The sequence below is a fragment of the Halorubrum sp. Ea8 genome (genome assembly GCF_002252925.1).
Lineage (GTDB): Archaea > Halobacteriota > Halobacteria > Halobacteriales > Haloferacaceae > Halorubrum.
Window position 1 is genome coordinate 1 of sequence record NZ_NHPF01000144.1, and the last position, 23,451, is coordinate 23,451.

Annotated in this window: 14 protein-coding genes and 1 pseudogene; 5 read left to right on the forward strand and 10 right to left on the reverse strand. The window is 53.2% G+C overall.

The genetic code is table 11. The features are described 5' to 3' along the window. The 3 genes from DJ74_RS16645 to DJ74_RS18890 form a co-directional block, all read left to right on the forward strand. Positions 1-1,387, forward strand: a 1,387-nt coding sequence (locus DJ74_RS16645) for a helicase-related protein (protein WP_275542476.1), incomplete at its 5' end; no start/stop codon positions are given. Between the two features lie 185 nt (positions 1,388-1,572). Then, positions 1,573-2,616, forward strand: a complete 1,044-nt coding sequence (locus DJ74_RS16650) for an HNH endonuclease (protein WP_094527975.1) — start codon at positions 1,573-1,575, stop codon at positions 2,614-2,616. Positions 2,617-2,696: 80 nt separating this feature from the next. Then, positions 2,697-3,728 carry a hypothetical protein gene (locus tag DJ74_RS18890; protein ID WP_141212743.1) on the forward strand — a complete coding sequence of 344 codons (1,032 nt, stop codon included), beginning with the start codon at positions 2,697-2,699 and terminating at the stop codon, positions 3,726-3,728. A 201-nt stretch (positions 3,729-3,929) separates the two neighbouring features. Here the strand turns inward: DJ74_RS18890 and DJ74_RS19330 are convergent, their stop codons facing one another. From DJ74_RS19330 to DJ74_RS19755, 4 genes are read right to left on the reverse strand one after another with little or no spacing between them, the layout of a single operon-like run. Continuing rightward, positions 3,930-4,859, reverse strand: coding sequence for a phospholipase D-like domain-containing protein (locus DJ74_RS19330; RefSeq protein WP_176451369.1), 930 nt, complete (start codon positions 4,857-4,859; stop codon positions 3,930-3,932). A 24-nt stretch (positions 4,860-4,883) separates the two neighbouring features. Continuing rightward, on the reverse strand, positions 4,884-6,842 hold the full coding sequence (locus DJ74_RS16665) for a hypothetical protein (RefSeq protein WP_094527977.1): 1,959 nt from the start codon (positions 6,840-6,842) through the stop codon (positions 4,884-4,886). Between the two features lie 6 nt (positions 6,843-6,848). After that, positions 6,849-10,664 carry a helicase-related protein gene (locus tag DJ74_RS16670; protein ID WP_094527978.1) on the reverse strand — a complete coding sequence of 1,272 codons (3,816 nt, stop codon included), beginning with the start codon at positions 10,662-10,664 and terminating at the stop codon, positions 6,849-6,851. Between the two features lie 5 nt (positions 10,665-10,669). Next, on the reverse strand, positions 10,670-10,798 hold the full coding sequence (locus tag DJ74_RS19755; RefSeq protein ID WP_254922192.1) for a hypothetical protein: 129 nt from the start codon (positions 10,796-10,798) through the stop codon (positions 10,670-10,672). Positions 10,799-11,467: 669 nt separating this feature from the next. Here DJ74_RS19755 and DJ74_RS16675 point away from each other — a divergent pair. Further along, the gene (locus tag DJ74_RS16675; protein WP_254922193.1) at positions 11,468-13,144 is read left to right on the forward strand and encodes a DNA cytosine methyltransferase; all 1,677 of its coding nucleotides are present in this window, start codon (positions 11,468-11,470) and stop codon (positions 13,142-13,144) included. Positions 13,145-13,306: 162 nt separating this feature from the next. Here the strand turns inward: DJ74_RS16675 and DJ74_RS16680 are convergent, their stop codons facing one another. The 6 genes and pseudogenes from DJ74_RS16680 to DJ74_RS16700 form a co-directional block, all read right to left on the reverse strand. Next, the gene (locus tag DJ74_RS16680; RefSeq protein WP_094527980.1) at positions 13,307-14,425 is read right to left on the reverse strand and encodes a site-specific integrase; all 1,119 of its coding nucleotides are present in this window, start codon (positions 14,423-14,425) and stop codon (positions 13,307-13,309) included. A 309-nt stretch (positions 14,426-14,734) separates the two neighbouring features. After that, positions 14,735-15,496 (reverse strand): hypothetical protein, encoded by a 762-nt coding sequence (locus tag DJ74_RS18895; RefSeq protein ID WP_141212744.1) that lies wholly within the window; start codon positions 15,494-15,496, stop codon positions 14,735-14,737. A 207-nt stretch (positions 15,497-15,703) separates the two neighbouring features. Then, positions 15,704-17,131, reverse strand: a pseudogene (locus tag DJ74_RS20070) (DEAD/DEAH box helicase); the annotation flags it as partial. Positions 17,132-17,158: 27 nt separating this feature from the next. After that, complete coding sequence (gene fer / locus DJ74_RS16690) at positions 17,159-17,548, reverse strand: ferredoxin Fer (RefSeq protein WP_094527981.1); 390 nt, start codon at positions 17,546-17,548, stop codon at positions 17,159-17,161. A gap of 68 nt (positions 17,549-17,616) precedes the next feature. Then, positions 17,617-21,834 carry an Eco57I restriction-modification methylase domain-containing protein gene (locus DJ74_RS16695; protein ID WP_094527982.1) on the reverse strand — a complete coding sequence of 1,406 codons (4,218 nt, stop codon included), beginning with the start codon at positions 21,832-21,834 and terminating at the stop codon, positions 17,617-17,619. Between the two features lie 3 nt (positions 21,835-21,837). Next, positions 21,838-22,029 (reverse strand): hypothetical protein, encoded by a 192-nt coding sequence (locus DJ74_RS16700; RefSeq protein ID WP_094527983.1) that lies wholly within the window; start codon positions 22,027-22,029, stop codon positions 21,838-21,840. Positions 22,030-22,152: 123 nt separating this feature from the next. Between DJ74_RS16700 and DJ74_RS16705 the strand changes: the two genes are divergently transcribed. Continuing rightward, positions 22,153-23,433, forward strand: coding sequence for a PD-(D/E)XK nuclease family protein (locus DJ74_RS16705; RefSeq protein WP_176451370.1), 1,281 nt, complete (start codon positions 22,153-22,155; stop codon positions 23,431-23,433). The last annotated feature ends 18 nt before the right edge of the window (positions 23,434-23,451 follow it).

Sequence of the window (23,451 nt, forward strand, 5' to 3'; positions counted from 1 at the left end):
CGGTGGGCTAGCCCAGTCTCAGCGGCGAGAGCAAGTCGAGAAGTTCCGGTCTGAGGCGAATATTATGCTAGCGACTGATGCTGCACGGGAAGGGATCAATCTCCAGTTTGCCCATATTATGGTGAACTACGACCTCCCGTGGAATCCCATCCGGATAGACCAGCGGATGGGGCGTCTGCATCGGTATGGTCAAGACCAGAAAGTAAATATATACAACCTATTCGTCGAGGATACCCGTGAAAGTGATATCCTCGAGCAACTCGTTGAAAAGATAGATACCATCGAGGAAGACCTCGGCGTCAGCTCGGACGTCCTCGGGATGGTTCTCGACAATGATGACTTTGATCTCGAAGATCGAATCATGGATGCTGTCGCTAAGAACGAACCCGGCGACAAAGTGGTCGAGGATATCGACGAGGTCATCAAAGAGCGAAAAGAGGCGGTCAAGAAAATCCAAGACAATTTCTTGATAGAGGACCATTTCGGTGAATCAGAGCTCGATGAGGTCCAAGAGCTGATCCGAGAAAGTAGGCAGGACCACGTAGGACAAGACGCAGTCAGAGAATTACTGGAGCTATTCTTCAAAGAACTAGACGGAGAGATTCAGCGGAAGTCGTCCGAATCCGGGAGCGACATCTATGGTATCGATACACCGGCTGTGATAGACTTGGAGAATGACGACGTCCAGAGCTCGTATACTCGAGCCACATTCGATCAGGCACTCGCAAAAGAAAACCGAGGTGTTGAGTTCATCTCAGTTAACCACCCCCTTGTGAGAGGTATTGTAGATTACTGCCTCGACGGCGACTGGATGGACGGTCTGACAACCGTCAAGCGAACGTCCGAGGACGCACAGACGCCTGGACTCCTCTGTAACTTCCGGCTCGGTTATGAGGCTGCAGATGGAACCGATGAAACTGAAGAGTTCGTTCCGTTATATATTCCACTCGAAGGCGATGTTACGGATAGTGTTCCCGAAACGTGTAGCTACGTTTCTCCGGATACCGCAGAGAGTCATGAGCAGGTCGAGAAAGTGATTCAGCAGGCTGACGAACTCGTTGAGAAAGCGAAACGGGAAGCACAGCGGACGGTAGAAGAGATGGCGGAGAATGCTGAAGAGGACAAACGAGACGCTGTCGAGATCAAGCGCAAGCACGCAGAACGTTACTTCGATAACGCCATCGAAACGTGGCAGACTCGTCTCGAAGACTGGAAAAAGGATGTCAAGCGTGGAAAGGACATGGAGCTGAACGTCAAGCGCGCCCGTTCAAAACTTGAGGAACTGAAAGAGGAACGGAAGCAAGAGTTCGAGCAGCTACGAGAGGAAGAATCCGTATTGCCGAAGACGAACGATCTCGTAAATGCGGCAGTGATTATTTCTGAGTAACCTGTTTCGAAGGATACTTTTTGCCTAGCGCTTGCTCTTTCCTCGATTTCGATGCTGAAGGCGAAATTAAGTACTGTTAATCAGAAATACTGTGTTGAACTGGATATCTCAGCAGGTGGGCTCCTCGACTTTGCGCATATGTCCCCGGTGTGTTTTTGTTATAAGAATATCATTATCTGGATATAATGGACCATGCGTTCCGTGTTGGCGAAGTCTACCGAGACACTGGAAGCTTCAGAAACGCAGAGGATCAGTTCCTACGTTGGATTCGTGGGCCGCTAAATAGCGGAATCAAGAATACTGGCGGCATCCGCGACCTTGGAGCAGATCGGTCAGATTTGCTCGCGGCACTTGTGCTCGTCTCGAACGATGTCGGAGTTTCTCAACACGACGACCCGTGGGAAGACACGCTCGCGGTCAACGCCGGCTACGTGAGCTACTGGGGTGACGCGAAGACGAGTGTCCGATACGATGAGTCGACGCAGAACCAGAAAATAAAGAAGGCCTTCGACAAGGTAGCATCAGGTCGACGTGAGGACGTTCCTCCAGTCCTCGTTTTCAGGAAACCGGAGAAGGGGATCGTGGAATTCTGTGGCTTATGCGTTCCTGACCACTTCGAGGTGCAATCGTACCAAGACGACTCCGGAGCGCGGGTTCCGAACTATCTCTTCCACTTTTCGATACTCAACACGCAGGCAGTCCCCGTTTCGTGGCTACACAGTCGGGCGCAAATGAACGACGACAGCGACGCGCCGGACGTGTGGAAGCGCTGGGTTGAAGCCGGAGAGATCGCACAGTGGCCTACCGGCGAGACGCTCGATACGGACGGGCGGATCCGTCGCTACGAGACGACCGAAACTATGGTGAGTGAGGCGTTCCGGACGGAAACGTTCGAGCGCTACGGCAATGCGTGCGCGATGACGGGAATCCGAGAGGAGCCACTGCTTGATCTCGCGCATATCCTGCCACGGCGTCAGCGTCCCGAACTCGCGGAACACCCAGAAAACGTGCTCGTACTGAACCCGCTTCACCATCGGGCCTTCGACGCCGCACTCTTCACTCTCGACAGCGAGTACCGGATTCGGACGAGTCCGTCATTTGACCCAGCACATCCCATCCTTCGAGAGACAATCGTTGAGCGCGAAGGTCAACAGCTTTCACTCCCGTCAAACGCACGCATACAACCGGAGTTCTTACACGAACTGAACGCCGGGATCTCGTGGTTGTAGCGGCCAAACAGAGAACAAATCAAGAAGGCTCGATAGCCGGATCCGGAATATTATTAAATACCTGATTTGTCATGTGGTATATGGTAAAAAAGAAGACAACACTTGTTTTGGAATCACGAATAGAGGAGCTTTTTTTATTTTCTTTTGTCATTATCGTACCCCTGTTCACATCCCTGCTATTTGCCGCGATAAATCCAAATATATTTGATAATAGACAGATACAGGCACTTGGGGCAGTCGGAGGGTTGGTCCTCAGTTTCCTCCTGTTATTGGTGTACATCGACATGAGCCGAACACAGGACGACCAACACGAATTTCTCCAAGAGCTCAACTCTCCTGACGTCCGTCTCAAGGCACTCCGATACAGTGGAACAGACCGCTTCCGCCCTCAGTTCACCGTATCACTCTCCAATTTAGGGTCGGACTCGGCGACAGATCTTGAACTGGTCACCCATTCGAGGCTGATAACTGATTTTGAACGGGCGGGTACGAGAGAAAACCCGCAGTTAGTCGAAAGCGAATCACAGGAATGGAAGCTTGAATCTCGATCCACGCCTCTGAGTAGGAGAGAAAGCGCCAACGACGATTCTACACTCATATCACGTGGACAGTATCTTGAGGAGGAAGAGACAGACCAAGACTTCGACTTCACGGTCGAATTTGAACCCGTTGAAGAGAGTGATTTCAATCACCACCCGATAGGCCACTTCTCCGCGAGTGGAATCATGGAAGTCGCTGTCTACGACAAACACGTCGACAAGGAAGACGAATATTATTCGGAGTTTGCGAGATATCCGAGTTATGACGAGGTATTCAGGGAACAGGCATTTGCGGAGGACAACTCGATCGGATATACTGATGAGGAATTGCGGGAACTCGCAGACACACTCCCCTTCCGATATCTGGTGGTTGATTTCGAATTACTCCACGGGAAGCAACAGGAAAACAGCCTCTCACTCGGAATTCTGATCGTCCGACTGGACGTCGGTCTGTCTGAGGATGAGATATGGGGTGACGCGTTCGAATACGAGACATTCTTGGAGGATTTCCAGCCCGGTACTCCGGACCCGATCTCCGAACGGAGACTCCTCCGAGAGCGGTCAGAGGAGTGATAATACGGTTTCAGATGCGAACTTCTCCACACGAAATAACGCCAGCCCCTGTTACTCTTCTTCGACTGCCTCCTCCACGATCTCGAAACGCCCATCTCGCATACAAATAATACGTTCCACAGGAGCCAAAGCCGGTTCAGTCTGGTAATTTTATTGCCCCTGTGAAACGATGAGATGAGAGATATCAGTCGAAATCTACTCTCATATTCTTACTTCAACCGCACCTTCCGAATCAAGCAGATGGTCACAGAGTTGGCGGAAGGACGTGACTTTCGCTCCCTCGAGAAGCACACCCATCTCGAGATAGCGATTAAAACCGTAATCAGTGACGTTCGCGCTACCGACGTACACCGCTCGGGTATCGAACAACATCACTTTCGCATGGAGCGTGAATTTCGGGTTCTCTCCGTTTTGATGTTGCTCTGTGATCGGCGTATCATCGTCCCACACAGTGTAATCGATGAGTGAAACCCGAGACGTAAGCCCCTCCGCAGCCACCCGGTCCATGAATGACTGGATGACGGCGTAGTTATGCGAACCCGTATCAGCGAGGTAGCGGGTGACGATCGTGAGGCTAACATCTCGTTCGAGAGCGTCAAGCAGGACATCAGCGAGCCGGCCGAATCCATCTCCTTCGAAAAACGGAGAGAGTAACACGATCTCGTCGTCGCAGCGTTTGACTTGGCTTGCGAGAGTCGAAAGTAGACTCTCCATGCCGAAAGAGGCCGACGTTACCCCGTCGAATGCTGGGTCGTTGGGAAACGTGATGAGTGGAGTGACAGTCGTTCTCGGCACTCGATCTTCGTGCGCCTCCAGAATTTGAATCGCCTCTCGGACTTGCGTGAAGATGCCTCGAATCCGGTCGGCACTGACATGGAAACTCGTTTCGACCAGCTCAGTCTTGTAGCGGCTGCGTTCAACGGCATTTGACTCACCCAACTGTCGGAAAAGATCGGTTGCGGCCTCGCGACTAAGATCGGTATCTCGAGCCAGTGCCGCAGGTGAAAGCTGTTCTCTGCGGCCCGCAGCGAGGAGCAGGTTCCCTTCTATCTCGTCGAGCAGCATCGCGTTGTGATCGAGGATGTCTGCAATGGCGAGGGCTCGCTCGATCTCCGATTTGTATCTGGTCATAGGTGGTGGGAAGTCACGTGGACGCTACAGGCGCCAGAACCCTGCAATGGAGCGGTCCGTGTTCGGCCGACTGCCAAACAGGTAGTCCCGACAGAGAACTTGGTTGAAGTACGAACAGCTGATCTCGCTCACGTGGAGGCAGGAGAGGCAGGCTCCGTCGCGCTGTGAACAGACTGGGTCCATCATACAGTCGTTTCCGTGAGCACGGGCTTGCCCGAGGAGGTCATCCAGCTGCTGTTCAACCATCGTAGTCATGCCGCCGATATTGAACTCCTCGCGATTGTTGGTGTAGATCACCAGAGAGAGTGCCCGTGGGAAGAGGAACTCACTCAGGTTCGTTCGGTCGAATCCGCTGATCGTGCTGGCCTGCTTGAGCAGGACGTGAGAGAGCGTGTGTAGCATCTCGAACACGTATTTCGTGACTTTGCCCTCAACGGTATCGTCGGTGCTGGTTTCGAAGCGACCGTACTGGTCAACTGGGTCAAGATGATTCAGCAGAAATGCCCACTGCTCTGCGCGCGAGAGTTCCTCAATAGCAGCTCGCCCCCGTTCGAGATCTGCTTTGGAAGGGTCCGTGGGTAGTTCGGGCAGAGTGATCTCTCCGCGGACGTCGCGTTTGTTACTCGTTTCGGGAATATTGACAGCCAACCAGAGGAGTACCGCTGCGGGATCGAGGTCGAATTGCGTTGCTTCCGTCTCCGAAGTGTCCACGAATATCGGTGTTCCGTCTCCACTGCTGGCATTCTGGGAGAAGGCATTCAGCTTGGCCTCGTCCTCTTCTCGGCCGCCCCTCGTATAGCCGTAGACGAAAGTCTGGACGGGGAAATCCTCGATAACACGCACCTCTTTCAGACCTAAGCGCTCGAGGTCATCCGAGTACGTGGCGATCGTGTCTGCCTTTCGAGGGAAGCCTTGTTGTCGGGCGTCTTCCTCTAGCTCTGCGAGCGTGTGCGCGGTGAGTTCTTCGAGACTGAGGACGTACTGGAGAAGCTCGTCGCCAGCATCTGTCATCTCGAAGGAATCATCGTCGGCTTTGAGATCGATTAACTCCGAGATGGATTCACCAACGGTTTGGCTGTCGATTTCTCCGTGCTCTCGGAGCCAGTCTTCGGCTTCGTCCAGCGATTCGACCCCGGATTCCGTCTGATATACCTCGATCTTTCGGTCATCGTCGATCTCCGCTCCTTCGATTCCCTCGGCCATGTCGACGGACTTCAGAGGCGAATCAGAGAGACCGAGCTGTTTGGCGATAGCCTTTCGTGATCCATCCTCGCTGCCTCGTAGATGACCGATACCCGATGCGTGTAGATTGACTGTGGTCAAATAGTGGGGATAGTATGTCGATCCCGCACGGTGGACCGTCGTGTACATCTTGTCGTCGTCTGGGTCATCCGCAGATGGGGGAACGTAGTCACAATCACAGTTCTGAGAGTAGCTCACCCGGGTATCCCAACCGCAGATGTTACAACGCCAGTGGAAGTTTTGAGCCCGCTGGCTGTCTTGCGTATCGAGGATGATGTACTGGTCACCGTGATCGGGACATTTCCGCGGGTACAGTCGTCTGATTTCCCCACAGCTGTGAACACTAACGAACTGGTACTGTTTCAGATCGCCGTTACAGCCCGAGCGTTCGCATTTCAGGGCTTGGTTCTTCCCGCTGAGATCATCTGCGGAGTAGTACCCGTGTGCCTTCTGACAGCTCGTACAGTAGAAGGTCGTCGGGAATGGACGAGCGCGCACTTCCTCCGGCGCGGCGAAATCGTAGTGTCCTGTTTTGTTGGAGGTGAATCCCTGTTCGCCGCCCTCCCAGTTTTTTGCACGGGCGAAGACGCGGTCGACGATATATTCGCGGTCGACTTGGCCACTCGCATCAGTCGTTTCGAGGCGGTTCACTTGCCAGATGCCGCGCTTGTCGCTGTAGTCGAAGGTGTTCCCGGGGAGGAACTGATACAGGATCTGGTGGCGGCTACGTTGCATGCTCATTGTTGGTCACCGGTTGTCAAGGGTCTCGAAGATCTCCCGATAGCGGTACTCCGACCGAATGGGTAGCTGCTCGTCAACGTCTCGAAGACTCCGCATCGGCGAGCGTTTGATACGCCCACTCGTCCACTGGTCGTCGTCGAGACGAAGCTGAGAGAGTGCCTCCCTCGTGAGGTCCTCTATATCTCCTTTGAACTCCTCATGGTCGTCTGGATCGCCGAACATTCCCAGCATCTGCTGGCGTAATTCTCCCTCGTCAACCGAGTCGGCGAACTCTTCGGCGTTGTCACCGAAGTAGAGATTTCCGGCCCCCTCTTGATACATATAGTGATTGAGAATTAATCCCATGAACAATCCCGGATGAGTCTGCTTGACACTGTTTTTTGCCCACCGGTTGATCGGGACGGGTTCGACGAGTCTGTCGAGGAACGCGTGGTACTTTTCGAAGAAGTGGTAATGGCTCAAGTCGCGCTCCCGGATAGGGTGAGCGACGTTGAACACAAGTCCTGGTCGTGATCGGCCGGCACGGGAACTCGCTTGAATGTACTCGGCCGTTCCTCGAGGCATCCCGAAGAACGTCATCATATTGAAACGGTCAACGTCGACCCCGTGGGCAATCATATTCGTCGCCGTAATCGTATTAAGCCGGCTTGCCAACAGCCAAGCAAGCGCTTCTCGGGAATCTTCGCTCGCGTCGGCTCGCTCAGTCTCGAACTGATCGCTATCGACGACTTCGTTCTCCTCGTCGAGGCTATCTTCGAGTGTACTGCGTAGCGACAGCACAGAATCTGAAATATCCTCCTCAAGCACCCCCCGATCGATTAGACGGTTAAGAATCTGTTTGTCGGCGTCTTCGTCCCACGGATCCTCGACGATATCCAATACCTCCATGATGGTCTCAAAGCCAGTCCCGCCAGTCATGCGCTCAGATGCTAGTGGTGGTCGGCCATCTTTCTGGAGGTAGGCATCTAACTGAGAGACGATGGATTGGTCGAGGCGGTCGCCGTCCTTCTTCGATAACAGATAGGTGATGCTGGTGCTGTAATAACTTAGCAGTGCCAGTACCTCATCGATAGAGTCAGCCTCAAGTGGTGCCGTGGTATCTGTTCCCTCAAGCGTAGTCCCAGTCAGTACTTGCTTCGGATTATCCAGCGCTTCACGGAACAGGTTCTGGATCTCTCGATGGTAGTAGAACAGGAGGTCAATGATGGAGTTGATATGTGTCTTTCCGTGCGGGACTAACCCGATATAATACCGCTGAGTCTCCGCGCGTTCCTGCGCATAGAAGTTCTCGCGTAGGTATGGCCCGGGCGAGGGGAATCGTTCGGCCGGACGCATGAACAAGTTATGGACTTGGTCTTCAAACCCAGTAATTGTCGCTGTCGGTGCGATAACCTTTGTTTTGCCAGCTTCAACGAGATCCTGTAGTTCAGCGACCCCGGTCTCGTAGTGACCATCGAAGCTACCCATACTCTCTTCCAGCAGGTGGAGTTCGTCAGGGACCATCAGCGACGGCGCCGGATCGTACGGTTCGACAGGGCGAGCCATGTCGCTAAATTCTTCTTTGTCGATCGGACAACCGTATTTTTCCGTGCACTCACCTAGGCTGGCGAACCCGTGAATCGGACACTCGAGGTCCATCTCACCCGTGATAAGGTGGGCGAACTTGCGCTGATAACCGATCGCAGTGATCTTGTCGATCGTGCCCGCAATGATCGTCGGTGCGTACCGGTACAGCTCGTTATCAACGACGTGGACCGGGAGTTCCTCTTCACCGTAAGGTTCGCTCGGGTTGAGTGACCGTGACTGCCACGGACAGTCGAAGCTACTTGCGGTACAGCAGTGCGTCAGTCGATGGTCATCTTCCGTAATTTGGACTTCGATATCCGAACCACAGGCCGGACAGCTCGGGACAACCTTCGCCTCACGACGGAGGTTCTCTCCAGAAGGACCTTGATACCGCTTATGATTATTGTTATCGTATCCCGTGAGTGCGTTTGGTGTGTTTGCTTTCCCGACGAGGTACCCCATTGAAAATGGCCGAGAGGGATGTGAACCGATATCTGACTGTTCACGTCGGACCAAGTCGGCATACATTACGGTCTCGGTCATGCGCTGGAACTGCTGAAGTGAGAGGAGCCGAAGCGGGAATTTCGTCCAAGCAGTGACCCCGAAGTTCTTGCCGCGGAGCCGATCGAAGAACATGCTCCAGACAGCAACGCCGAGGAATGCCTCGGTCTTTCCGCCACCAGTTGGGAACCAGAGGACGTCAACGATGTCGAGCGCCGAATCGGCGTCTTCTGCCCGATCCTCGGTTGAGCCGTTACGCCAACTAACCTCGCTCCATTCGTCGTACTCGCGACTCGCCACATCGGGGATCTCCATGATGATGAACACGAGTTGGAAGAGCCGCCAACCGGAGAACTCGTGCATCCGATCCATTGCCTCGTTCATTAACTCGAAGGCACGCCCGACGGTTTCGGGATGCTGCCGAAGACACTGAATTCCACGTTCGAACCGCTTAATCTCACGTTCGAAGGCATCGCGGTCCTCGTTGAAATCTGCGAGATCACCCGTCACCGGATCGTCGTTCCAGTCGTCTCGCTTTCGATACTGTTCCAGTGCGGCGTTGTACTCTTCGTTAAGATACCGCCGCATCTCTGTAGCGATATCGTCGAGGAGAGCGAGACCACCATCGTCTAAGTCAGCGAGAGTTTCGAACGCAGCGTCAACATCACGATCTGCGGACTCGTAAACGAGCTGGCGGTATTCGGGGATGTATTGAGTCTCGAGTTTGGTCGCTGTCGGCATCGCAGCGGGCGCCCGACGACCGGGAGGTACGCCCTCCTCGTTCACCTCTTGGTCGTTACGATTGGGTGCAGTGATCGTACAGTTTCGCCCGTGTCCCCAGAGGTCTCGATTATATCGGAAATCCTCCGGGAGCGGATCGAAAGTGAAAGGCACAAACTCGAGGTCGCCGCTCGTCTGAAGTTCGAGATTTACCTCGAACAGTGTGGGGTCCCGAACTGTGTAGATTGCGTCCTCACGGTTCTGGACCGCCTCGTTTGCTATTTCGAAGTCGACAATGGTGCTGTCGTCGTTGTTCTCTTCGTCGGCTATCACTTCCACAGCCAGCGTAGCGTGCCATTCGGGAAGCGCAGGTGTTCCTTCAGCAGTCCGTTCGGAGAGGTAGCCGTGGAAGCTTTCCTCGTCCTCTAAGGCAGCCGTCGGGACAGTGTCGTCGTCTTCGGTCTCAACGTAGAGGTCGTAGTTCTCGCGAGCGTACGTTCGAGCGTCAGAGAATGCTTCTTCAAACGCCTTCTGAGTGCGCTCCTGAACTATCTCCGGTGTGTCTCGTGTCGGTGTCTGGAGCACATGGGCAGGAATCTCGATTGGTGGTACGTCGAGAGAGATACGCTCGAAGACAGGGAGAAGGCTGTCGCCTTCGTCGTCAGCATCTCGGTCACCAAGCGCGACGAACGAGTCCCGATTCACCATCTCGTCGTAAGTGGGGTTGACTCGCACCCACACACTTGCGTTGATGCTCAGGATTAGCGCGTCACCGTTGTTACCACCTCGTACGCGGACAGTGGCACCAAGACCACTGGGTTCCATTTTCGACTGGAGATCGTCATCCGGATCGTCGAGTTGATCCTCACTTCCCGGTGCCAGCGCCCCAGCAAAGAATCGATCGCTGGGAAAGTCGCGTTTGACTCGCTCGTCGATGTCACCGCGAACTTGTTTCAACACCGTCTCGCGCAGGTGTCGGGCAATGCGTTCGTCATCGGCTGGGGATTCTTCCCCTAAGTCGATTCCTATGGCCATGGTAGTTACTCTGTAAGCCACCCGAGCTGATCGCCCGAGATGAAGGTTGGTATGACGGTGGGACCGAGAGGGTTGATGTTGACGACTACAACGCCGGCTGTCATAAGGGCCATGCCCTCGATGACCCCTATCATAAGTCGAGTCACCGCGGGACTATATGAATCTCAGTGAGATATTCGAATATAAACAAGACGGTTGTGCTTAGGTTTATCCCTAAAGCCAATATAAGACCGGATATGCCAGAGTCGGTCACGTCTTCCGGTTCTCCAGTGGAGCTGATCCAATCAGCTTCACAAACGGAACGTGACATTCATAAAGAATTGGTCTTCGACAACATCGAATTTCTTATTGATACTTTGACTGCCGCCCATACGCGAAAGCAACGAATGCCACCGGTCGGATGTGTTGGTGCGACGCCTGAACGACTTGCTCGGAAGCGCGACGGGCGTAGTGAGACATGCCGTTATACTGCGATCGAGCGAGGGTCTCATCGAGACGACAGCCTCTGTTTCTGTGAGGATCCATTATCTGGTAGCGACGACCCCCTCGATGCAGTAGCTGCTGTCGTGTTGGCCGGTCCGGTTGAATCGCCAGCACAACGATTTTTCGAACGATGGCCTCGCGAAGCAGTTCGTGCGCTACGGGAGCAGCATGGAGATTGGGCAGATATCAGGTCCCTCCAGAAAGACACACTTTCAGCAGCGCTCGGTAAATTTGGTCGTGGGAAGGGAATTAGCTCAGAGCGTGTTTCCCGACTTCAACAACTCCTATCCGCTGTTGAAAAAGCGCATTACACGGATGGAGTGACGCTCAAAGAGTTTTCCAGAGTACAGTATCGGACCTACGTGGACTTCTTCACGGAAATTCGCGGGATTCAGGAAGGGGACGCATGGTGGCTGCTCCAGACGGCCTTCGACAAACCTGTCTGGCCTGTAGACCAGCAGGTCGACGAATTACTTTGTTCACTCGGTCTCATCGATCCGGCGGATATCCAGAGAGAAGTGGGCCGCCGTCGTAAGCTAGAAGACAAACTAATTGATCGACAGATTGCGCCCTTGTACAGGGCACTTGCAACGCATGCGATCACTGCGGGAGGGGACGTGTGTGGTGAGACATGCGAGATCAGGAAGTTCCTACTCACGCACCGTCTCCGACACCAACAACGGGATCGAGACGGGCCCACTGCCGTGGATTTGTTCGCTGGTGCCGGTGGATTATCCTCTGGGCTGAGACAGACTGAGTTTGATGTTCGATGGGCAATCGATATCGACCCAGATTCTGTCGCTACCTATCGGCTAAATCATCCAGAGATTCCCCACGAAGATGTCGTCTGTGGGGATGTTCAGGAGATCGATTTAGCTCAGCAAATTAGAGAAACAGTTGGTCGTCCAGACATTCTCGTCGGTGGTCCGCCGTGTCAATCCCTTTCACAAGCTGGATACCGCTCACGTCGAGCAGGCGACGAGGACTACAGTATCCTCGACGATGACCGCACAACACTCTATACACAGTACGTACAGACCGTCGAGGAACTTCGACCCAAGGTCATCGTCATGGAGAACGTTGAGGGGATGATCAACGAAGTCGGAGATACCGGGGTTCGAGTAATTGACTGGGTAATTGAAGATCTTGAATTACTCGATGAGACGGGACTTGGCTATGACGTTGAGTACCGAGTCCAAGATATGACCGAACTGGGTATCCCGCAGAAACGAGAACGGGTGCTACTTTTTGGAGTACGAAAGGATCTCGTAGAGCAAAACTCGTCGAATGCAGCAGAATTACTGGATGAGATTCCAGTCGAAGATGAGACATACAGCATTCAGCAAGGTCTCTCAGGACTCCCTCGTCTCCGCCGAGGCGAGGGTGGAAAAGTTCTCTCGAAGGTTGGACGAGGTTCGAAAAGTGACTACGTCAATACACACCGCCTCAATTCAGGTACCAGTCTCTGTTTCAACCATTTGGCTAGAGAGCACCCGATGGAGAAAGATCGGATCCTGTTTGATGAGGCACTTGAACCGGGCGATACAGGGTGGGACGTAAAATACGGTTCTGATGGCGAATATGCCGAATACATCGAGTATGATGTTGGAACTGCAGAGGAGCAACGGTTTGGAGACAAGTACCGGATGCTCCGGTGGTCCAAGCCCGCGCCGACAATTGTGGCTCACTTAGCTAAAGACGCTAACGGCTACGTGTTGCCGGATTTCTACGAACACGCATACTCAGACGAAGAGCGCTCTGACCCGTCTCGAAACCGTGGAATCACGCCTCGTGAGGCAGCACGACTGCAGTCGTTCTCGGATGAGTATATCTTCCTTGGATCGTTCACGAGCTGGTTTAGGCAGATAGGAAACGCCGTCCCTCCCGTCGCAGGGAAGAGAATCGGCCAAGTAATCGAGCCGGTAGTGACCAACTCGGAGCAACCAACACTCAAAACCGATACATCACCAGCAAACGAAGCAGTCTCTGATGATTAAAAAAGCGGCATACTCCCGAATGATTTTCCCAAAGATTCAGCATGGCTCTCCGGCCAGTCGCTTCGTGCTTTAATAATCACACAAAATAGCTACGGGACGGCTGACACTGGCTGTTCAAAATAAAACAGTTTTTAAATATCGTTTTACACAGCCGTTAGTTTTCTACTCTACCGACGTGCTTTCGTCTATATCGATATCCCATAGTGCGTACGCAGCCCCGAGCGGCAATCCAGCAAAGGACTGCGGGAGCGTCGTCGGGTCGGAGAAAGACCCCCCTTCAATCGCCGCCGTCACTGTTAGTACCGTGGCGAAGACCGCACACATTGCGAAGACACCAACACAGTGCTTGCGTGTGGGCGTAGCCGCATCCGGATCGTGAGCCATCGCGCGTTTCTCACGGCGAGCACGCGCTACAACGGCCGGCGAAATCGGCTCAAAAGCAGCCGACGCATCGCCTTCGACATATTCGTCAAGGCGGAGCTGCTCCTCAGGATCCCGACCGCGGGGATGGGCATTCACAGACTTATCGACTGCCCAGCTTTGGACCGTGATCAGGTCCTCTTCTGAATCCGGACGAAGATCTTCGTATGTTGGTGGATCCTGCCGGATCTTCTCTGGCGAACCACCACCTCGCTCCAAGACGCGATCGTAGTCCTGCTTGGCGCGCCACGCTGTCTTCTGAGCGTACCGTTCTTTTGTCTTCTCATCTTGCCACCCAAACTGCTGATCGAGGGTCGGCTGACGGAAGCCTGACCACATGAGTGCCGTGGCAGCCGTAGCTCGAAGCATATGAGGGTAGACACGATCTGGGTCTACCTCGTCAGTCAGCTCGGCTAGTTTCTTCAACCGCCGACTGACTGTCGAATAACTCACCCTAGTGTACGGGACAGTGTCGAAATAGAGCTCAATGATGAGCCGATCTCGTCGGGTCGGGACGTGAATATCTCGGTCTGAGCCGTCTTTTACTTTCCAGTAGCTCTCGAGGACATTCTCGAAATCAAGATCGTGTCTATCTGCATACTGGCGAGCGTAATGACGGCAGAGTCCGCAGTCACAAGAGGAGTGAGGCGGGACAGATATTACCGACCGTTCTGGATCGTACCACGACTCTTCCATATGGATCACCTCGCCGATGCGCATTCCGAGCCGGCCCATCGTCACGAGGAAAAAGAAGAGCGCGACACTCTCCTGTCGGTCGTCAATCTGTGCCGCCGTGCGCAACATCTGTCGGTACTGAGAAAACTGCAAGACGTCCCTCAGTGCGCTCCGGCGTTCGCCCATCTTGCTGTCGTCTATCTAAGACACGAGCATAAGTCTCAGGGTATGTTTACCGATGATTATCAGGGCTTTATCCCTCGATTTTTGAAGAGACGAGTACGCGATGTAATCAGTTATCAGCAGTATGGTAGGAACGACCGTGGCTTGTCTCTCTTTCTCGTCAGTTCCAACGCGCACCGCGCGCGCCTCCCCGGCCGCGTGGTGAGGCCAACAGAATTGGATGTTACGCAGCGTGGTCCAGTTAGGCTCTCTAATTGCAAAACCAAGCCTGTAGTAGCAGGTAGATTCTGGGTCTCTCGTTACGCTTGGAAACTACTGAGTAAATGCGTCAGTATGTCCCGCGGTTCGACCTGTTTCTTGAGCATCGACGTGAGAGGAATCACCGGGATCAGACGCAAGAGACGCTGAAACAACATAATCGTCGGCTTTAGCAGCAGCGTCGATACTATCATCTTCAGTCAAAAGTGCCGTTACCAACCCCTCCCATCCTGACACGGCCCAAAGTCGGTCACTGTGTACGATCTTTTCGCCCATAGTGGTTAGCGTGTACACTGGTACGTCACTATCATCTTGATCAGTGACATCGAGAAAACCATCGGCGGCCAATTGGTTACAGATCTCCCTGTAGAAAGTGAGATTCACCGCTTCACCGTGGTTACTATTGATCTTGACGTATAGCGGGATATTCAGCTCCTTTACGCACTTCCGAATCTGTTGAACCGTTGTATCTTGGAAAGCATCGATAGCGTACATCACATGGAAATGCGTCGGTGACAGGTTTGTCACGTTCACCCAATTTTTGATCGCGAATCCACCACGGTACTCGGCTCTGTCTACCATCTCATTGGGTAGAGCACACCTTCTGAGTTCGATGACTCCGTCAGTCGTGATCCGGTACGTTGCACTCCTCTCAGTAACTGGCTCGACAAGACTCTCATTTTTCAGCCGGTCGACATTCCGACTCGGATTTGAAACATCTACGATCTCCTCAAAATCTTTACGTCGATAGTTGTCTCCAGCAAGGATCGAAAGAATCCGCTGGTCAGTTGCTGTGATACGGTCTGTACCCGTCATGTCGTACTCGTCCGAACGTGAATTAAAAAACCCTCGACTGCAGGAGGTTCATTGTGAATTAGTAGCATAGTACCATCTCGACTCGCGTAAAGTGACCTACTTATGCTACATTAGTGGCTTAAGAACTGATTGAGACTCTCAGAACTAACCTTTTGAGACTATCGGAGAAATCACAATCGTACGTACACACCGTCTACACCGACAAAAGATGTCTTTGAGCACGCGACCCATCAGGTCAGAACGCATCCCGAGGTCGGCTTCGATCTGGTCGGTCTTCTCGGAGAGCAGCGAAAGGATCTCGAGGGTGTGCTCCTAGCCGTACCGGTGGGGTCGTCCGATCCGCTGGTCGATGCGGGTCGGGTTCTAAAAGGGGGTCGTAGTTCACCATGATGTGGGCGAACTAGAGGTTGAGCCCCTCCTGTGCCGCGTTGGTTGCGAGCATTTTGGTGGCCTCCTCTTCGAATTTCTCCATCTCGCGACGGCGACGGTCTTGGTTGAGGTCACCGTACACCTGCGCGATGTCGTGCTCGGGGGAGATATCGTCGCGGAGGTATTCGAGAATTTCCGTGTACTCGGTGACGTCGTCGTACAGCTTGCGCTCGGCTGGGGACATCTCGACGCCAAGCGCCTCGATGTTCTTCTCGGGAACATACGGGTCCCGTCCGTCTCGTACATGTCGACCTTCAGACGGCGTATCATCAGGTCGTCGAGGACCTGGGGTTCGATCTGGGACTCGTGGCCGAAGCGGTACGGGTCGAGCAGGCTGATGAGGAAGTAGAACTGGTCAGACTTGCCCTTGTGCGGCGTTCCGGTGAGCAGCAGTAGCGCGTCGGAGTTGTTCGCGACGGCCTCGCCGACGCGGTAGCGCTGGGTGCGTTCCACCGAGTCGTCACTCGACCGTCTGGCGGTCAGGTGGTGGGCCTCGTCGAATACGGCGACGTCCCACTCGGGTTCGAGGTTGTCGAGCGCGTCGATAGGCGAGACTGCGTCTGAGCCCGTCTCATGGGTGGACTGCTTGGCGAAGTCCACGGAGGTGATGCTGAAATCCTCCTGTGCCCAAACGTTCTGGTTCGGGTGCGACTGGCGTTTCGACCGGACGGTTTCGCGGTCGTAGATGACGAAGTTCTGGTCGAACTTCTCGCGCATTTCCTCCTGCCACTGGACCGTATGGGGAGCGGGCGCAACGATGAGGACACGGTCGGCACGGCCTCGAGCGATGAGCTCCTCGATGACGATCCCGGCCTCGATGGTCTTCCCGAGGCCAACCTCGTCACCGATGAGGTAGCGGTGGTCGTACGAGTTGAGGATCTCGTAGGCGGCTTGGACTTGGTACGGTTCGATCTCGATGCGGTTGTTCGTCAATGAAAGGAACCGGTCGTAGCGGTACGCGAGGTCGAGGCGGGTTGCGCGTTCTCGGAGGTCGTGGTAAACCGGATCATCAACCCGTTTGGTCGCAAGTCGGTCGACAATAGAGTCGATCTTCTCAATATGAGGCAAGCCGCTCGGAAGTTTTCGGAGCTGACCCTCTGTGGTGTACACATGTAGCAGCTGACCTCCGTTCGGGCGGTCCTCTATCTTGGAGATTTCCCCCTTGCCGCCGGCGAACGTGATGTGATCACCGACGTTGAACACCATTAAAAATATTGATACAGCTTTTCAGGTCTAAATGACGCGGTTCTGCAGGTAGTCGAGGTGTTTCGCGTTGTAGACGATCTTGACCTCGTCGGTCGCCGGGCTCCCGATGCAGGTGAGGCGGACGTTCTTCTCTTCGACCTCCTCGTCGGAGAGGATCTGCTGCATGTCCATCTCGATGTCGCCTTCCTTCACGATCGACGCGCAGTTCGCGCAGGCGCCGGCACGGCACGAGAAGGGCCAGTCGTAGCCCTGCGCCTCAGCGGATTCGAGGATGTACTCGCCCTGATTCACGTCGAGGGTGCCGTAGTCCTCTGCGTCGAGGTCGGCCTCGGCGGCCTCCTCGAAGAGGTTGTCGTCGTCCATCGACCAGCCGTGGTCGTCGAGCACTTCGTAGTTGAGGTATTCTACTGTGGGCATCCTTTGAGCATTAATAGGGAGTCATGTTAGTCGTTACTATGCTAAACAGATAGCAACTAAGCAACTAGCTATCCAGATACACCTCCTCTCATAACAAGTTCTATCTCATCTTCATTTAGATCGTACAACCTGAAAACTAGGTGGTCGACGTATGAATCAAGTGAATCGGAACCTTGGACTAGGCGGTCGTACCGCTGTTTGTTCGAAATGAATAGATCCAAGGAGTCCTCTACATCCTCAAGCGCAGGAATTTCCATTTGTTCAAACCGAGCAATTAGTGAATTTGTCTTAGTCGCGTTACTTCGGAACCCAGCAAACCCACCGGCCTCTTCGACAGCATAGGGGATAAACTCAGATACAAGCGCTTCCTGTTTCTTTGTAAGACCGATATATTCTGCAACCGTAATCGGTTCTGTTTCTGTGTACCCCCACTGATCCGTCTCATAGTCCTCTTCATCATCGGGCTTGTATCGTGCTGTGAGTTGAACGACTGTTTTTCCCTGTTTTTTCTGTACAGATGCACTACCTACTCTTAAGCCCTCAAGAGATTCCGTCGTCTTTGAAAGAACAGTTGTTCCCCTATCGGGTGCTGGTTGATATCCCGGAATATCTGAGACGGAGGTTGTTTGTTCATAATCGTTGATATAATCGGTCAAATCTACGTTTATTTGATTTGCCTCCTGTCTTCGTTCAGCTATTTTATCAACCGCTTTCACAATCAGATCGTGAGATATCTCTTCGGGAGATTCAGATTCAAATACACTCTCTGCGGTAGCAGCAGCATCGAAATTTGCTGATTCGATCCGATCAATTACCGTTTTCCAATATTCATCTACTAATTCAGATCTTTCGTCTTCTGTGGAAGTAAATGAGACATTCTTGAGAGGCAGATGGTCAATATACTCTCGGAATTCAATATACCCTCCACGGATACCAATAGCTGCGAACAATAGCTTATATTCCCAATCGAGTAATGTTGAATTCAACAATCCTGTTTCAAATAGTGGATGCGTCTCTTGATCTTCAATAGTTCCCTGCTCTTTAGTAAGCGTATATACGGTATTTAGGGGGTAATAGTAGTCGCCATCAACACCACCGTCGTAAGCTGCTGTGAGTCGTTCAGCGATACGTTTCAGCAGAATCTTCGGCTGATCTAGGAGCTCCTTGCTTTTTGCATTATACAATTCATCGGGATCGTACTTGAGATATCTCCCATCCCAGTTGACAGTAAACCGCTCAATATGCTCACCGTCAACAACTGGATGGTAGTTACCTCGTTCATTTTCAGGAGGAGAATTAGTAAATAGTTTCTCACGTGCTGAGGCGCTACCCATTCTGATTGCTTGTTCCAAACGGTACTTATCACCAACCTCGGTGGAGTTTTCGTGAAGTTTGGAGTGGATCCGCCAATTTCGATCATTCAAAAATGGACAGAATACCTTTCGTGGGGCGAGTTTGAATCGTTCTAATGGAATCCGAACTGCCAATTCTGTTGAAAGGAGCGATTCTAGTCCTTGGGAGATATATTCTGGATTATCCGGTGGAATATTGATCACCGAAACCTCTTGATCCGGAGCAGGTGTTTTATTCGCCACAACAGGTATGCAAGGATATGTCGTTGGTCCATCGAAGACCTCCGCTTGTGAGATATTAATTAGCGATTCTAAGCTTACTTCTTCTAATAGCATGTCACGTAGAACCCTTCCATTCCCGTAGATTGCCCATTTAATTGGTATAATCATAGACGTAAGGCCCCCCGGACGTGATAATTCTATGCTCTTTTCGAAGAATACGATATAGGCATCGTATCGGCCGGTAGCGGTTCGATATTCTTCTGTATCTGTGAGATATTGACGCAACTTCGGATCAAGATTTGTGACGCTGATATATGGGGGATTTCCAATTACTGCGTCAAACCCAGCATCCTCTCTCCGATCCCCGTCTGCATCGTAGAAGGCGACTGGGAACTCCAATTCCCAGTGGAAGAAGCGCTCCTCAGAGGCCATCGTTTGTGCGTCCACGAACCAGTCCTGACCCTCAATATCCGTCCACGAATTGCTCCGCAGCGCCTCCGCCATCCGCTTATCGGCATCGCTTGGAATGTCTAGCCCGAACTGTGCCGCGGTGTGGACGTTTGCCATCGCCAGCAGATGTCGGTAGAGAGGGTCGTCGCGAACCTCATCGTAAACATCTTCCATTTCTTTGGCATCTTCCAGCGTCTCGTTGTCAATAGAGAGTAGATCTTGGAACCGGTTCATCACGTGTTCTAAGGCACGCTGACGTGTATGGGCAAACGACTGCTGCAAGGTTAACTGCCCGTCACCTGTCTCGGAATTGTCACCGTTAGTGAGCACGTCCTTGATGTCGCTGCCGACCAACGAATTCCCCGTCTTTAGGTGGTGATCGAGGAATGCGAGAGGCTGCTCGGCCGCGAGTGTCCGCAGCCACAGAGATACCTTCGCGAGTTCGGTTGCGAGCGGATTCAGGTCAACCCCGTAGATGCATCGCTGGGCGACCTTTCTGCGCGCCCAGTTGATATCGTGATCCTCCTCGACGGTCTCAATCCCTTGTTGGGCTGCTTGTCGTTCTTGGGCGTCGATGATCTCGCGTGCAAGGTAGTCGACCGCGCTCGTGAGGAAGTGTCCGCTTCCCATCGCCGGATCGAGAATTTTCAATTCGAATATTCGCTCTGCGAATTCCTCCGCGAACGTTCCCGCCTCGTCGTCGCCCTTTCGGTAGGTGGTCTGTCCGACTAGATCCTCTCGGATATCATCTACAAGAGGGCCAAGCGTTTCGTCGACGATATATTCGACAACGTACTCGGGAGTGTAATATGACCCAGTTGCTTTGCGCTCACCACTGCCCGTCGTGAGGTACACCTCGCCCGTCTCAATAAATACTCCGTCACCTTCGTTTGCCTCGACATACTCGCCGTCATCGATTGTAAGCGGTTCGTCAGCAACGTGTAGCTGGTACTCCAAGAGCCCTTCATATATACTGCCGAGGTGACGTACATCGAGCGACGAGTAGTCGACGAAGATCTTCCCGCCACCGTTCCCCTGCTTGCTCCGCGTGAGCAACTCGATGACACGGGCAAGGTAGGCGTCGCCCACCGTATGCTCCGCGAGGAACCGGGCTTCGGGGTCGTCGTCCTCATCCGGGTCAGTCCGAAATAGGCCGCCGTTGTATGCCGGGATGTGCAGGTCTTCCTTAGGAATCCCGCGCGACTTGCTTCCTTGGTCGATCAGCTCGAATAACTCGTCGAGCCGTGAGCTCAGGTCGTCCTGCCAGTCGCGATACTTCGGATCACCGCTATCGAGCTCCGCGGCGACCTCCTGCTTGAGGGAGTTCAGGCTGTAGGACTGCTCGTAGATCTCGTTGTCCGTGTCCAGCAGGTCCCGCCCCTCAGCTTCCGCGTACAGGACGAAGATGAGCCGGTAGAGGTAGATCAACGAGGAGTCGTGGACGAGGTCTAGGTCATCCTCGTCGAGGTCGTTGTCAGGGTATTGGAGATACCCCTCCGAGAGGATCTTGATCGCCTCATAGATGTTGTCTTGGAGGTCCTCTCCGAGGTCCTGTGCGAAGACGTTGGACTCGTCGTAGACGTCGTCGAGGAAGCAGTCGCCTCCAGCGTCTTCTAGAAACGCACCGTGACGGAAGAAGAGGTAGAAATACTTGAAATCCTCAAGATCGCCCTTCTCGAGGACGGTTGGAAGATCGACCTCGTAGTAGGAGTCGAGACGATGGCTCGTCGGGCCGTAGTAGAGCCGCCACTTCTTCCCGTCCGTCAGCACCGCCCACCGGGCAGGTGTCTCTTGGAGGTAGACGTGGATCTGGTAGCTCGGGTTCTCGAAATCTCGCTTGTGCTCACCGCTTCCACGTGTGTCGAGCGGCCGTCCCCAGCGCTTGGCGTCGGCGACAGCGACCGCGTTTTCGTAGAAGTTGCCTCCCCCTTCGCGGCGCTCGAAGGCGTCACGCGCGGCGTTCTCGGTCTCGAAGAAGCCGTAGTCCGGTCGGCGCTGCGTTCGACTTGTGCTCTCTTCGACCTCGAAGGGAATCCCCAGCTTCCGGAACATCGGCCGGATGAACTTCTCCTCCAGCTGGGACTCGTTCCGCTTCGGGGCCGTGCTCTTCTCCCGGTCGTAGAGATCGACAATCTCGTCGTACGCGGCTTCTAGTTCGTCGTCGTCGACCTCGGCCCACTCCTCCGTCTCGGGGAGATGCTCGTCGAGGTAGTAGTTAGAGAACAGGTCACGGTTCGTGCGGTAGGTGAGTGAACTTTGCATCCGTTAGGCAGGAGTTACGATGAGATATTCGTCCGATTCCTTGCTGTCGATGAGGGCATGCGCAACGGCCGTCGCGTCGGCGACTTCGACGTCGACCGCGTCACCGATCTCGAGACCGAGTTTGTCGAGTTCGGAACCGGAGACGTTGATCCGTCCCGAGTTCCCGGCGTTTCGCCCGACTTGTTTGCGGGTCATCACGTATGACACGGTCGAATACGGGCAGCCGTATAGACTTTTCTTCGACTAATTTGGAGAATACTAGTTGCAAGCATCTGTCAAATACTGTACTTTATTGCAACCGGATGTGCGTATGCCTACGTGACGATTGAACAGCAACTCGAGTCTCTCCAATCTGAGGTCGAACAGATCTCAGAGCAGGAAGTCCCGCCCAAGACTTCGTTTGAAGTGTTTAGCCTCACACGTGAGGAGGGAGCTTGGCAAGCGTATCTTAGGTACTTATTAGATCCCTCACAATCTCACGGACTTGAAACAGATTTCCTGAGCGAATTTATTGAACAGCTTCGTACGTTGGGATGCATTTCAGATAGTGGGCCGCCAACTGATCCATACCTACTCAGTACGGTTACCGTTGAACAAGAAGTTTCCACGGAGAACGGTAATAGACCAGATATCGTTGTTTATGACAAAGGGGAGTGGTTTCTCTGTCTCGAATTAAAAATTGATTCTACTGAAGGTGGTGGCGAATCCTCACAAACAGAACGCTACGCGGCTGATACCGATATTGTTCCACCTTCTACTAAGAAGTATGACCAAGCGGTATATCTCTATATCAGCCCCGAGCAGAGCCCTATGAGTAAATCTGAGGCATTTGTCGATATCAACTGGACTGATTTGATACCAGTATTTGACTCGGTTATCTCTGCGCAGTCGAATCGCGTTCCGACCCCTACACTTGCACAACTGACTGACTTTAGAAACACAATCCAATCAGAGCTAACGATGACTGAACTTGACAAAGAAACTCGACACAAGAAAGACCTGTACTTCGAGTATAGAGAAGCAATCGAGTCAGTTGATGACGCGATTGAACCGTTTGTGAAAGACGTCCTTCGGAATGAATGGACAGATGGTCTCCAGAAAGAGCTCCAAGAAAACAACGCCACAGACCACAACTGGAAGTGCGGAGCAGTAGGAAATAGTTACGGACAGCTGCGTCTTCCGGACTGGATTTCAGCGAAAGAAGGCGAATGCCGTCTTGACATCCATTTTGAACACAAACCACGTGTTGAGCATTTCAAGACTGGTCGCCTCAAACTTCTTCTTGAACTTGAGGAACGGGATCGGGGTACGATGAGCAAGAATTCTGGGCCTCAATATCATGCTTTCCGAGAGGATCTGCTCGAGGCATTACCTCGCGTAGTCGAATCATCGGAATACAGTAATTCACAGCTAAAGGTGGAGATTGACCCCTCTAGTAGCAAAAAGAAGCTATTGTCTGTAATGTATAAGTATCAGCCCGGGGATGAAGAAGAATACTACTCAGCGCTTGCTACAGCTCTTATTGATCTTGTACCCGTCGCCGACCTCGTCTCAGAGATGCTTTCACAAAACGACTACTCCATCCATCTCTCATCGTAGTCCAGAGACGGATGTTCC